10 protein-coding genes are annotated in these 12,602 nt (G+C 41.6%); 2 read left to right on the top strand and 8 right to left on the bottom strand.

Annotated features, from left to right (window positions below; translation table 11 throughout):
• Positions 1–5: 5 nt before the first annotated feature.
• Positions 6–1,832: a DNA primase gene (gene dnaG, locus V3C97_RS03350; protein ID WP_338434452.1), complete on the bottom strand. Its 1,827-nt coding sequence runs from the start codon at positions 1,830–1,832 to the stop codon at positions 6–8.
• Between the two features lie 217 nt (positions 1,833–2,049).
• Between dnaG and V3C97_RS03345 the strand changes: the two genes are divergently transcribed.
• A complete protein-coding gene (locus V3C97_RS03345; RefSeq protein ID WP_338434451.1) occupies positions 2,050–3,258 on the top strand; it encodes an MFS transporter in 1,209 nt (402 codons plus the stop codon).
• Between the two features lie 50 nt (positions 3,259–3,308).
• Here V3C97_RS03345 and glyS read toward each other — a convergent pair whose 3' ends face one another.
• The 5 genes from glyS to V3C97_RS03320 all read right to left on the bottom strand — a co-directional run bounded on the left by glyS (position 3,309) and on the right by V3C97_RS03320 (position 10,475).
• Positions 3,309–5,399, bottom strand: coding sequence for a glycine--tRNA ligase subunit beta (gene glyS, locus V3C97_RS03340; RefSeq protein WP_338434450.1), 2,091 nt, complete (start codon positions 5,397–5,399; stop codon positions 3,309–3,311).
• A gap of 4 nt (positions 5,400–5,403) precedes the next feature.
• Positions 5,404–6,324, bottom strand: coding sequence for a glycine--tRNA ligase subunit alpha (glyQ, locus tag V3C97_RS03335; RefSeq protein ID WP_338434449.1), 921 nt, complete (start codon positions 6,322–6,324; stop codon positions 5,404–5,406).
• Positions 6,325–7,129: 805 nt separating this feature from the next.
• Positions 7,130–7,951, bottom strand: a complete 822-nt coding sequence (locus V3C97_RS03330) for an Rpn family recombination-promoting nuclease/putative transposase (protein ID WP_338434448.1) — start codon at positions 7,949–7,951, stop codon at positions 7,130–7,132.
• Between the two features lie 425 nt (positions 7,952–8,376).
• The gene (locus V3C97_RS03325; protein ID WP_338434447.1) at positions 8,377–8,712 is read right to left on the bottom strand and encodes a hypothetical protein; all 336 of its coding nucleotides are present in this window, start codon (positions 8,710–8,712) and stop codon (positions 8,377–8,379) included.
• Between the two features lie 422 nt (positions 8,713–9,134).
• A complete protein-coding gene (locus V3C97_RS03320; protein WP_338434444.1) occupies positions 9,135–10,475 on the bottom strand; it encodes a transposase in 1,341 nt (446 codons plus the stop codon).
• An 86-nt stretch (positions 10,476–10,561) separates the two neighbouring features.
• Between V3C97_RS03320 and tnpA the strand changes: the two genes are divergently transcribed.
• Complete coding sequence (tnpA, locus tag V3C97_RS03315) at positions 10,562–11,020, top strand: IS200/IS605 family transposase (RefSeq protein WP_338434443.1); 459 nt, start codon at positions 10,562–10,564, stop codon at positions 11,018–11,020.
• A gap of 72 nt (positions 11,021–11,092) precedes the next feature.
• Here the strand turns inward: tnpA and V3C97_RS03310 are convergent, their stop codons facing one another.
• Both V3C97_RS03310 and V3C97_RS03305 read right to left on the bottom strand, forming a co-directional pair.
• Positions 11,093–11,287, bottom strand: coding sequence for a hypothetical protein (locus tag V3C97_RS03310; protein WP_338434446.1), 195 nt, complete (start codon positions 11,285–11,287; stop codon positions 11,093–11,095).
• A gap of 12 nt (positions 11,288–11,299) precedes the next feature.
• A complete protein-coding gene (locus tag V3C97_RS03305; RefSeq protein WP_338434445.1) occupies positions 11,300–12,538 on the bottom strand; it encodes a hypothetical protein in 1,239 nt (412 codons plus the stop codon).
• Between the last annotated feature and the right edge of the window lie 64 nt (positions 12,539–12,602).

Genomic DNA, 12,602 nt, shown 5'->3' with positions numbered 1-12,602 from the left:
GCCTCCTAGTTTGTTTGTTGCTTCTGTAGAAGCTTTATTAACTTTGCTGTTAATTCTGTTAGTGTTTCAAAATCACCTTGGCGTTCTGCATTTTTGATAGCCATTTGTGTCTGGCCGATCTCCTGATGAAGAGGGACCTCCATAATAATACGTAGACAATCTTCAACTTCTTCCATACTGGTTTCAGAAGTATAATCCGCCATTTCGATTGAAACGATAACTTGGCGTAAATTGTCATCCTGCAAATAATCTAGAAAAGTTGCACTTTCATATTGCTGATAAATGTTGAAATATCCCTCAGCTAGCGTATAGATCAACTGGTATTCTTGGTCTACAAAATTAAATGATGTCATAGCATGTAGTTTGGTCCATACCACATGATCATGCAAAGCGCGATAAAGTAACAAACGCTCAGCTTTCTCAACCTGAGAATACTGCCGATCACTGCCGCTGTCCATAGGGGGAGTGATCCTTACCTCCACGTCTCGTTGCGGAGGTGGATCCGGCGCTCCGACTTGAGAAACAACCTGGTCAAGTTGAGCTCTCAAATCAGCACGTTCCAAATGGAACTCATCTGCTAAACGATTCAAATATAAATCTTGCTGGATTCGATCATTTGTCTTTGCCAACTCAGGTAATACATCGTGTAAATAGTCAACCTGGTCATCCTCATTCCGCATGTTACGCCCTTGACGGTAGAGTTGCATGAAAAAAGCAATTGGACTAACTCGATTCTCTTGGAGAATTTTTGCAAAATGCTCAAGCCCGTACTTATGTAGCGTCTCATCCGGGTCCATCTGGTCAGGCAACATAATCACACCAAGTTCCATCTTACCATATGGTTTTAACAGATCTAAGGTTCGTTTTGTGGCACGCTGACCTGGCTCGTCGCCATCATAGCAAACCAATAATCGCTGTGCATGGCGCTCAAGCAAGTATATTTGATCTTCTGTGAGGCTTGTTCCCATGGAAGCAACCCCATTTTTTGCCCCTGCACGATAAGCAGCCAGCACATCCATGAAACCTTCAAATAAAATAACTTCTTTTTGCCGCCGAATTTCGGCTTTAGCCTTATCAAAGTTAAACAAGATTTTTCGCTTATTAAAAATATCAGTTTCAGGCGAATTTAGGTACTTAGGAACCTGATCATTTTTGACTAAAATTCGACCCGAAAATGCTACTGGTCTACCAAAAGCGTCTCTAATTGGGAACATCACCCGCCCTTTAAAGCGATCGAACAGTTGTCCTTCTTGACTAGTGACGAATAATCCCGATTTATGCAAAAGCTGGTAATCATCAAAGGCGCGATCTTTAAGATAAACCTCTAACAAATTCTCATCAGGTGCAAAGCCTATTTTAAACTCACGCAACAATTCATCTGACAATCCCCGAGTATGGACATAGTCTAAAGCTGCTTGTCCTGCCTCTGTTTCCATTAAAATATAATGGTACAAATCAACTGTTGTCTGATACATTTCCAGCAACTTTCTATTAGGTTCAGATACTTGCTGTTTCTGCCCTGTATGCCGATACTGGTCATCAATTGTAATATTGGCCGCTTCGGCCACCTGGAAAACTGCTTCTGGAAAAGACAATCCCTGTAATTCCATCAGGAACTTGAAAACGTTTCCTCCGCGTCCACACGAAAAACAATGAAAGATTTGTTTCTTTTCATTAACCGAAAACGAGGGTGTGTTTTCAGAATGAAAAGGACACAACCCAAACCAGTTGCTACCTGAACGATGAAGTTGCACAAATTGACTGACAATATCATATATATTGACACTACTACGAACTTTATCGATGACTTCTTCTGGAATCCGTGCCAACACTTCACTTCCTCACCTTTAAGCAATAAAGGGGATAAAATGGGTGTACTACCCCCAATGTTATTAGTCAAATCAAAATTAATTTTAGCTTACTTATTATCTTACTGCAAGTCCTTTACTCAAAAATAAATTTCCCATTGCCTCTTAATTCTTTGCATCCCCAATGAAAACTGCTACAATTTTTATATTCTATTGTTAAGTAAAGGAGTGTTTGTACACAATGTCCGCTCAGGAGAAGCCCATTTGGCAAAGAAATCTCTATGTTCTCTGGGTCAGCGTCTTTCTTGCCGGAATAGCTTTCTCAGAATTCAACCCTTTTCTCCCGCTTTTTATCAGTACATTAGGACACTTTTCGCATCAGCTTTTGACTTTTTATTCAGGAATTGTTTATTCTGCTACCTTCATCGTCTCAGCTGCAACTGCCCCATTCTGGGGAAAACTGGCTGATAAAAAAGGGCGGAAACCGATGATTCTGCGTTCTGCTGCGGGGATGGCAGTTGTTATTTTTCTAATGGGTTTAGTTACAAGCGTTTGGCAGCTAATCGCACTGCGCGCCTTTCAAGGTCTTTTTGCTGGTTTAGTCAGCAACTCTATCGCGCTAGTTGCAACTGAAACACCCAAGGCTCATAGCGGTAAGGCGCTAGGTAGTCTCACAGCATCACTTACTGGAGGCACATTACTTGGTCCCCTTCTAGGAGGAACCCTTGCCTCTCTTTTTTCTTATCGAATGACTTTCTTTATCACTGGAGTAATCTTAGCTTCAATCTTTTTTATCATAGCGTTTTTTGTGCATGAGAATGATTTCCACCCTGTTACAGAAAAGAAACTAAATTCTGTTCGCGGTGTCCTCAACGAGTTACGCGCTCCCCGAGTGATCATCGGCTTACTTATTACAACTATGATCATTCAGGCCACAAACTACTCTATCAATCCCATCGTTTCATTATACGTAAAGGACTTAATGAACGGTGCACACGGAGTTACCTTCGTTAGTGGGCTTGTTTCCGCTCTTCCTGGTCTAGCAACGATGTTAGTTGCTTCACGCTTTGGCGATTTGGGTGATCATATTGGTACTGCCAAAATCTTGATGCTCGGTTTTGTAATGGCAACAGTCTTTTTCACTGCAACTGCTTTCGTTCATCATGTTTGGCAATTAGCCGTGTTGCGATTCTTAGTCGGTGTTTCTGACGCTACGATGCTTCCTCAGGTTCAAACCCTGCTAACTAAAAATACGCCCGCTAAAATCACCGGACGTATTTTCAGCTGGAACCAAAGTTTTCAGTACCTGGGTAACATCTGCGGGCCACTATTAGGTTCAGTTGTTTCGGGGACATTTGGCTATAGTGGCGTTTTCCTTTTTTCAGCATTACTAGTCGTTTTAAACATGGTTCTGTTCCGGCAAAATGTTTACCGCCACCAAACAAAATAAATTCTAGAGATATAAAAAAGCAACGGTAATGAATGCCCGTTGCTTTTTCTTTACTTAACTTGAACTTCTTCTAGTGAACCGAATGAAGCAGTTAACGCTGCAATTTGTGCTAACTGCGCTAAACGGTTTTGCTTTACTGCTACATTGTCAACCATGATCATTGTTTCATCAAAATATGCATTAATTGCATCTTTTAGTGAATGTAGAGCATCAAATTGAGCGGCTAATGATTCATTAGCGTATCTAGCAGCTACATGTTCATATTGATCCGCCAACACTTGTTCACTTTCGTTTTCAAATAATGTTGGATCAATCTTTGTACTCATACCATCCTTTGATCCAGCTTTACTTGCTAAACGGGTAACCCGCGTCAAGGCTTCTACTGTGTCTTTAAAGTCAGTATCATCCTTGTGCGCCATCAGTACTTGTGCAGCTTGATCGACATGAACAAACGAATTGCTCTTATTGGCTAACACAGCCATCAAAATATCACGCCGGTAATCGGTAGTATCAGCTAAAATCTGGTGTAAGCGATCGAACAGGAAGCTCCGCACAGCAGTAGCCACTTTAGCTTCTGGTTGAATTTTAGTATACAAATCAGCTTTTTGCGCATATGCTTCTTGAATTGCTTCCTCTAATAATGGACCAGAAACCTCCCAATTATTTGCTAAAGCAATCCGGACAATCCCTGTCGCTTGACGGCGCAAAGCATATGGATCGTTGGACCCACTTGGAATCATTTCTGCAGCAAAGAATGCTTGAATACTATCAATCTTATCAGCAATAGACAAGATGGCCCCCACTTTGGTTTGTGGCAGTTCACCTTCAGCTAAAATTGGCATGTATTGTTCACGAATGGCAGTAGCCACTTGTGAATCTTCACCCATCAATTTGGCATAGATTTCACCCATGACCCCCTGCAACTCAGAAAATTCACCGACCATTTCAGTGACTAAGTCAAACTTATAGATCTGAGCTGCTCGGTCTAAAGCAGTAAGCTCTGATTCCATCAAGCCTAACTTCTTACCAAGATAGTCAGCGATCAAACGTACTCGTTCCATCTTTTGGGCAATGGAGCCAATCTTGTCATGGAACATTACGTCCTGCAAACGACCAACATAATAAGCAATATCATGCTTTTGATCTTCTTCATAGAAGAAAGCAGCATCTTCAAGCCGCGCTGTTAACACTTTTTCGTTCCCGGCAATCACATTCTCTAAATGATCAGTGTTCCCGTTACGCACGGAAACAAAGTTTGGCAGCAAATTACCGTCTTGATCTGTAACATAGAAGAAGCGTTGGTGATCCCGCATCGACGTGATGAGAACTTCATCTGGAATTTGAAGGTATTGTTCTTTGAACGAACCCGCAAAAACTGTTGGCCATTCTACTAAGTTATTGACTTCTTCCAGCAGATCATCTTCAACAACAATCTTCCAGTTGTTGGCCTGAGCAAGCTTTTCGATTTGCTGTACGATAGCATTTTTTCTCTCTTGTGCATCAACAATAACCTTTTCTTGACGCAATGCTTCCACATAAGCTGCTGGGTTGGAAATCGTTACAGGGTGCCCCAAGAATCGGTGTCCTTGTGATGTCCGGCCGGTTGTAATATTCAAAATATTGAACGGAACCACTTCATCATCCAATAAAGCGACCAGCCATTTGATTGGGCGGACATATTCAAAGTCATTAGATCCCCACCGCATCATAGTTGGAAATTTGAGACTCATTGCCACATCCTTCATTCCTTGCATAACTTCAGTAGCTGCCTTCCCAGGGATAAATTTCTTAGCATAAACATATTCTGTTCCCTTAAGCTCTTTAAAGAACAAGTCATCAACGGTTAACTTTTGGCCACGAGCAAATCCTTGAGCAGCTTTAGTCCAGTTGCCATCTGTATCCAGCGCAATCTTCTTGGATGGTCCCTTGGCTTCTTCTTCAATGTCATCTTGTTTATCAGCTAAACCAACCACTTCAACTGCCAATCGACGCGGAGTTGAATATGTCTTGATTTCTGCAAAGGCTAAGCGCTGTTCTTTAAGAAAAGCCGCCGTCTTAGTTGCTAATTGGTTAACACTAGGAGTAACTACGTGGGCTGGTATTTCTTCCAGACCAATTTCAAGTAAAAATGTATGTGTCATTTTATTACTTCTCCTCCTTTAACAATTCTGCTCTGAGCTTTTCGTCTTTAATTAATGGGAAACCTAATTTCTTACGTTCTGCCACAAATACTTTGGCAACAGACCGAGCCATATTCCGAATTCGGGAAAGATATCCAGCCCGTTCCGTAACTGAAACAGCCCCTCGTGCATCTAACAAGTTAAATGTATGGCTACATTTCAAAATATAATCATATGCTGGGTGCACTAACCCATTTTCCAATTGGCGTTTAGCTTCCTTTTCATACACATCAAACAGTTTCAACAACATGTCCTGGTTACTTTCTTCAAATGAATACTTGGATTGTTCGTATTCAGGTTCTTTGAAGATATCACCGTACTTAACACCATCAGCCCATTCTAGCTCAAAGACATTATTAACATCTTGAATATATGAAGATAAGCGTTCTAACCCATATGTCACTTCGGCCGCAACAGGTTTAACTTCTAAACCACCTACTTGCTGGAAATAAGTGAACTGTGTAATTTCCATTCCATCAAGCCACACTTCCCAACCAACACCGGCACAACCCATTGATGGGTTTTCCCAGTTATCTTCAACAAAGCGGATATCGTGTTCCAGCGGTTCAATCCCCAAAGCGCGTAAGCTATCTAAGTATAGCTCTTGGATATTACCTGGTGATGGCTTCATTAACACTTGGAATTGGTGGTGCTGATACAAACGGTTAGGATTCTCACCATAACGTCCATCAGCTGGACGCCGTGAAGGTTCAACATATGCCACGTTCCATGGTTCTGGTCCGATTGCCCGCAAAAAAGTATACGGACTCATCGTTCCCGCCCCCTTTTCAGTGTCGTATGATTGCATCAACATACAACCCTGTTGGGCCCAAAATTCTTGCAGAATCAAAATGGTGTCTTGCAAAGTTAATTTTTTCTTTGTCATTTCAAAGCTCCTTATCTTAAATAATTCGAAACTGACACTTATGACGCCATAAAAAAAGCCTATGCGACACAAATGCCACATAGGGACGATTTCGAAAATCGCGGTTCCACCCTACTTCTAGGATTACCTAGCAACTTAATTCGATAAAGCTCCGAAAGTGCCAATCATTAAGGTCCAGGATCTGCTCTCACCAACCAGACTCGCTTTGCCCTTTGCCAAAATGTCCTCTCTCATCATTGCTTCTTTAATATTATAAAACTAAGGATAATCTAGCCATTATCATTTGTCAATAACTCTAGCCACTTGTAAGCGTAAAGTTGTTCTGAACGATTAGAAAATTTTTGGCGATTAGATCTGCTTTTTCCCTTTTTCCGTTACTTTTTTAAAAAAATTTTAGCACATTTTTCTTGTGAAATTTATAACCATTGGCCAGCATCTGAGATTTCAGCTGACGATCCACTCTTTCGAATGCTTCTTTTACTTGCTTCATCTTTATTTCCTCCTCACAGCGTATCTAATCATCACTTTTACAAGTTCAGCTTACATTTCCACCTGTCCACCAGCTCAGAGAGCTCATGTCAAGGCTGGCAAAGCCACCGGAGGCTTGGTCTTGCATGAGTTCGAAGCTGGTGGTACTGGTTGCAAGGAGCAATGCGACGCGCCGGGAGCACAGCGACCAAAGTTTTGGCGCAGTCAAACAAGTGCAAGGGGACGGGCTGGCGCACCTAGGCGCTATCATGGGTGGTGATTAATTTTAGACACGAAAAAAGGCGCTACACTTTTGTGTAACGCCTGAGATTCTTTCTTAGTGAACTGCTTCTTTGTTATGCTGAGCAATTAAGTTTCTCGCTTGATTTTCATCGCCCAGAATATCTGTTAATAACTTTATTTTGTATTTGCTTGGTAAATCGTCATCATTTAAAATGAGCGTAGCAATTTTTATATCTCTTTTTTGTTCGATAGCTTTTTGTTCTTTCTCAGTAAAAAACATAAAATCGTTCCGTCCTTTCTCGTTGCCTTTGAGTTCCTTAAAATCTGCCATGAGTTGCTTACCTAGTTGGCTGTTTGAATTACTTGGCAATTCTTCTTTGAGAGCTTGAATAAAGCCCCGCAATTCACCACCAACATTTTGCAAGTCGCCATTCATGTTAATAAATACTACTCGCGTCTTGTCTGCCAGCTCTTTAGTCGGATTTTCAACGATCCTTCTTTCTAAGGTTGTTATAACCCTGTCCCCTTCTTCAAGCGGATCAAACTCACATAAGAAAATTACATAGCTATAATGCAAATCTCTGTAACTTTCCCCAGGGTTCAACATGTTAGTAATCATCATTGATTGATAGTACAATGACCACTCTAACAAGTTATGCTGGTTGACAATTTGCATTTCAATATTATAGTAATTGGCTTTTTCGTCAATTGCAAGAATATCGAATATCACTTTTTTATTGTGGCCGTTGTCTGTTTCATCTTGGGTAGTTATTTTCAACTTACCAAAATTCTTTCCCGGAATAACTTCGTTTAAAAATGCTCGGCAAAGAGCTTCTTGCCCCATTAATTGCTTGAAAAACCAGTCGTCAACTGGCTTCCCTTGCTCCCATTTTTCTAAGTATTTAGCATTAACCATTTTCCGCTTCCTGTTACATATAAAAAAAGACCCCCTTACAGGGATCCATCTATTTACTACTAGTCAAAAAGGTGACCCTGCGATAGGATCACCTTCTCGATCACTGAATTACTTGAAAAGCTTCTTCAGCAACTTTTTTACCAATTGTTTTATGTGCTTGGTGGGCACGAGCAAAAAAAATGATCGCAAAGGAAATGTGCATTAACTACACCTCCTTGTACTACACTTATTGGGTAACCAGCCCTGTGAAGCACTTATTTAGTGTACCAGATAAATAGTGTGTGGTATAATGTTTGTAGCAAAAAAGATCGCAGGAAGTTGCATTAAATTACACCTACCTGCCTGTAAGCACTCCCCCAACCAAGGAGTGCTTTTTTTATTTGTGATAAACAAAAAAGCGCTCCTGATTTAGGAACACTTTTCCGTTACTTACGTATCTCTCTTACTTTAAAATTCAACTTTCGCTTCTCAATTGTTTCAACCTCACCATTTTCATCTTTACCAGGTGGATTCCCTTCTACTACCACAGTAAACTCATAGAAAAGACCTGATTGTTTTGGTAGTACTACCAATTTCCGTGCAATTGGTGCTAAAACTACCCGATTAATCAAACGTGCTAATGGACGGGCACCATTGTAAACGTCAGTCCCATTATCGGCCAGATAGTCCAGGAGTTTTTCATCATAAATTAATGTAGCATTCTGCTGTAACATTCGTTCTTGCAGTTCTTCCAGATTCTTAATTACAATTTCCTTAATCACAGGCCTGGCTAGCATATTGAAAAGCTTCGACAGTTGGGAAAGTTTTTGTGGGAATAATAGCGTAGTGTTCTTGTACTTTTTGATCGTCTACATAACGTTTTGACGGTTTTATTCCCTCTTTGTTTCGTAGATCCATGCTGAAAATCTTTCCCTGTCATTTTACGTACTAATTCAACTGTATCACCTGAACTGCCTCGACTGAACCATGTCAACTACGCCCCGAATAAGATTCGGGGGCTTGTAGACTTCACCCATCAGTTCAGCGCTGAATAGGCTACTAGCTACAATTTGCTCAGATAAAGCCTTGCGGTCCATTGTTCAGATAGTTACCTATCATCGACAACGGGTTCGTCTTACAAGCTAAAACAGAGCCATTCGGGATCTTGCCCTGGACGCAAGTTGCCAAACGCCCAAGTAAATAATTACTGGTAGATGGTTGCTTTGTTCTCAGCAGGTTTTGCCAACAATAGTTGGCCTTTGGCCAAGATGTTCTGGGCAGCATTATGGTCTCGTACGTGGTGAGCATAACACTTAGGGCAATTCCACTGGCGATCCCTTAAGGTCAATCGTTGGGTGCCCTGACTACCCATCACGAAGCCACAATCGTAGCAGGTCTGGGTCGTGTAAGCCGGATTAACTTCAACGAAGGTACGACCATATAAGGGAGCTTTGTATTCCAACATGCCGAGAAACATCCGCCACCCCACATCGGAAATGCTCATCGCTAATGCATGGCTCTTCAACATGTTCTTTCCTTTCAGGTTTTCAGCGACAACCAAATCGTGGTTCTTGATAAGTGCTGTCGAGGTCACATGCAGGAAGTTCTGCCGTTGGTTACGAACCTTACGGTGTAACTGGGCAACTAGTTGGCGTTGCTTCTGGTAATTATGACTCTTACGCAAAGAACGGTGCTCTTTCTTAGCCCTACGGGCCCGTCGAGATAAGATTCGTTGGTACTTTGCTAGACGTTTCTTAATTGTCCGGTAGTAACGAGGATTTTCTACTACTTCCGCATCACTTTGCGTCAAGAAGTTGTCAGTATTCAAGTCGATTCCAACTACTTTGCCTGTTTTAGGCAAGCTAATCTGGAAAGGTTCATCACTCTTTAATAGCAGTGAAACGAACCATTCACCAGATGAAAGGTGCTTAATTGTTACGGTTGCGATTCGGACCAACCGATTGGTTGGTAACGAGCGGTGTAGCTTCACCTTAATTGTCCCAACCTTAGGTAAGCGAATATGCTTCCGATCAATGAATCGCACCGAAGTACCGTTGTACAACGAAGGTAATTCACCCTTTTTCTTTAGTACTGATGGGGCGTAACGATTAGAAGTCGAGTAAGACTGAACCGGCCGATCCTTACGCTTAAACTTAGGGCCCCCCGTAGGATGAACCTTACGAAACATGTTCCAAGCGTGCTGGTAGTGGACTTGCGTGTTATTAAACATGTCACTATCTAGATCAGCATCGCCTAACCATGGATAACGGTCGGCCGTAATGCGGTCAAGCCCAACCGGGCGATTCTGGCTCTTTTTAATAGGATTACCCTGTTTGTTATACCGCCAGTATTCAGCTGGAATTGGATACTTTTCATCCAGCTTATTACGCCTAATAGCACTGTCTACGTAGCTATTAGCTAGTAATTGATTGTAGATGAAACGTGAAGCGTTGATGTTCTTCCACAAGATAATTTCCTGCTTGTGGTTGGGAAACATGCGTAGCTTCAACCCCATCATATATGGCAATGAGCTCTTCTTTGGCATTGGTTTTCACCTCCTTTACCGATTACCATTATATAACTAAAATAGGGATAGTGTAACTATGATAATAGGATAGAGAGGTATTACTAATGAGTAAATTAACTGATGCCGTTTATGAGCGAGGGTACGTATATAATTTTCATTTCCATCTGGTATGGGTTACCAAGTATCGTCGTCAAATCTTTACTACACCAGAATTGGTAACTGAAATGAAGAATACTCTCACGTACATCGCTGAACTACACAACATCAGCATCGAAAAGATGGAAGTGATGCCAGACCACGTCCACATGTTAATTAGCTTCAAACCAAAACGCTCAGCCACTAACGTGATCAAGGCTCTGAAAGGTGGAAGTGCAAGATTGTTTCTTCATAACCACCCCGACATCAAAGCTAATAAGTGCTGGGGTGGTCACTTATGGTCAAGAAGTTATTACATGGGGACCCTCGGCAACATGAGCAAAGAAGTGGTCAAGCAGTACATCGCCAGCCAACGAACTACTAAGAGTAGCGCTGGACGGCCCCCAATGAAAAAATCCGGAAACTAAAAGCAGCGCCAAAGGCGCTGTTGGATGGGCATTCCTCCCCCGATTGAGAATCGGGGGATTCCTGCCTAAACACTAATTGAAAAACCACTGATTATGCTTAGTTTTCGGATTATATTTCATAAATAGCTTCAAACTATCATGCCGTTCCGTCATGTAGGTTCGTCCTTCACGTTTTACGCCTAACCCTAAAAATTCAGCCACCTCGCGAATGTCTAACTCTCTTGCCCATGCTGCAACAGCAGGATTAATATACTTCTTTTTTGCCATACTTCTTCACCCCTACATACTAATGCCTCTTTCCAGATTTTGTTGCGGTGCAATCACTCGTTCGTTCATACGTAACCCGTTAACTGACTTATCAACCTCGCTACTTACACCACTAACAATGTTTTGGATCCGATTAGAATGCCGTCTAATGTCTTTCTCCACTTGTGTGTATGCTTTTAGACGCTTTGTCCATTCCCGATCAGAAAGTGGTTCATCGCCAAGTCCGTACCGCTTATCAAGAACATAGTTAATCATTGCTTCGTCAGTCGCAGCCTTCTTTTCAAAATCTGCACGAACTTTATCACCGACGTTAATCTTAGAGTTTTGAGGTGCACCATAATCAGCTGACGCTTTAGCCAAAAGTTTAAACTCTGTTCTAACCAGGTCTCTTGGACTATCATTTGCATTTAGCCGAATAAGTCTGAGGTTATCTTTGACTTCGTATCGTCCAGGTTCACCTGGTTTAAGTTTCTTATCGTCCATGATCCTGATAGCAATTGGTTCTGAAACTCGGTCACTATACTTTCCACTGCGATTTAAATTATTCTTTTCAATGTTGGCATTAATTTTATCTTCAAGGGACATTGCGTAATTCATCAAACCTTTGCGAACAGCATGTACTTGTGCTTCATCATTGAAGTCAATCTTGTTATCCGGGAAGAAGCTATCATGTAACTCAGGTTTAAGGTTTGTTTGATCAAGCGTAAATACCTTATATGACTTACTACTTGTACGATAATACGTCTTTAACTCGCCTCTCATAGCTCGCTGACGCTCCCACTTTGTTGCAACTCTCCACGGCTTATTGCCTACAAATCTTTCAGTTGTGTGCTTATACAGCTCAATGTTACCTTGTTGTCCTTTGGCCACAGACAATGCTTTGTCACGTTCCTTAATAAAGTCACCTTGTTTGAAGCCCATCTTTTGGCCAATAGCTTTCAGTTCATCAAAGCGGAATACTTTTCTAGCTTTAGGGTTAGTTTCTTTAATCGTAATGGCATTAATCAGTGATTCCGTAGGATTATCACTGATGTAATCTAGCGCTTGCTTAAACTTGTCAGTATCTCCTAGATAGTCAACTGTCAATTTCTCCATAGCATTGTTAAAGATCTCGCTTGCAACTTCCTCGTTCTGTTTCCGTCTGTCAACTACGCCCCGAATAAGATTCGGGGGCTTGTAGACTTCACCCATCAGTTCAGCGCTGAATAGGCTACTAGCTACAATTTGCTCAGATAAAGCCTTGCGGTCCATTGTTCAGATAGTTACCTATCATCGACAACGGGTTCGTCTTACAAGCTAAAACAGAGCCATTCGG

Source organism: Ligilactobacillus saerimneri, assembly GCF_036689625.1.
Lineage (GTDB): Bacteria > Bacillota > Bacilli > Lactobacillales > Lactobacillaceae > Ligilactobacillus > Ligilactobacillus saerimneri.
The sequence above is the reverse complement of the archived record's forward strand: the minus strand, read 5'-3'. Positions and strand labels throughout refer to the sequence as shown.

Bases quoted from the DNA above. Each gene is read 5' to 3' on its own strand.
- V3C97_RS03345 (WP_338434451.1), top strand. From the start codon at position 2,050: ATGTCCGCTCAGGAGAAGCCCATTTGGCAAAGAAATCTCTATGTTCTC.
- glyS (WP_338434450.1), bottom strand. From the start codon at position 5,399: ATGACACATACATTTTTACTTGAAATTGGTCTGGAAGAAATACCAGCC.
- glyQ (WP_338434449.1), bottom strand. From the start codon at position 6,324: ATGACAAAGAAAAAATTAACTTTGCAAGACACCATTTTGATTCTGCAA.
- V3C97_RS03330 (WP_338434448.1), bottom strand. From the start codon at position 7,951: ATGGTTAATGCTAAATACTTAGAAAAATGGGAGCAAGGGAAGCCAGTT.
- V3C97_RS03320 (WP_338434444.1), bottom strand. From the start codon at position 10,475: ATGCCAAAGAAGAGCTCATTGCCATATATGATGGGGTTGAAGCTACGC.
- tnpA (WP_338434443.1), top strand. From the start codon at position 10,562: ATGAGTAAATTAACTGATGCCGTTTATGAGCGAGGGTACGTATATAAT.
- V3C97_RS03310 (WP_338434446.1), bottom strand. From the start codon at position 11,287: ATGGCAAAAAAGAAGTATATTAATCCTGCTGTTGCAGCATGGGCAAGA.
- V3C97_RS03305 (WP_338434445.1), bottom strand. From the start codon at position 12,538: ATGGACCGCAAGGCTTTATCTGAGCAAATTGTAGCTAGTAGCCTATTC.